2 protein-coding genes are annotated in these 671 nt (G+C 44.4%); both read left to right on the forward strand.

The window, feature by feature from the left end:
* A partial coding sequence (locus SBI19_RS29370) for a helix-turn-helix domain-containing protein (RefSeq protein WP_317973075.1) occupies window positions 1-319 on the forward strand: 319 nt, incomplete at its 5' end.
* A gap of 20 nt (window positions 320-339) precedes the next feature.
* A partial coding sequence (locus tag SBI19_RS29375; protein ID WP_317973076.1) for an IS3 family transposase occupies window positions 340-671 on the forward strand: 332 nt, incomplete at its 3' end.

Here is a 671-nt window from a genome sequence, read left to right on the forward strand (position 1 = left end):
AAAAAAAGGTCAGAAATTGAATCAGTATAGTGAAGAAACGAAACAGAGAGCGATACAGTTGAAGCTACAGGGGAAGACATATCGTGAAATCATGAAGGAACTGGATATTTATGATCCAGGACGAATTAAAGTGTGGATGAGGAAGTACAAGGAGCTAGGGGAGCTTGGACTGCTGGATCAGCGAGGACGTAAAGAAGAGTACGTGGACCAGAACCGCTATGTGGAGAAGTTAGAACGGGAGAATGCTTTCTTAAAAAAGTGTTTGGAAATCTGGATGCAGGAGGTGCAACACAGAAATATGCAGCTATTAGGAAATTAGCAGTGGAGTATGAGGTTACGATGCTCTGTAAATTGTTTGGCGTGTCCAGAAGCGGTTACTACGCCTATTTGAAGCGAATCCATATTGATCCGGACAAGGACGCGAAAGAACTGATTCAGTCTGTATATATGCGGTATGAGGGTAAATACGGATACAGGCAACTCCAGCTATTTCTATACCAAGACCATCAAGTATGGTGGAATCACAAGAAGGTATTGAGGCTCATGCAACTGTTGGGGTTACGAGCGAAGACTCGCCGTAAGCACCGCTGTAATTATGCCTCATCCGTAGGCGATCGTGTCGCAGCAAATGTATTGAATCGCGATTTCGAAGCCGATAAGCCGAACCGAAA

Source organism: Paenibacillus sp. CCS19 (assembly GCF_033239625.1).
Classification (GTDB): Bacteria; Bacillota; Bacilli; order Paenibacillales; family Paenibacillaceae; genus Paenibacillus_T.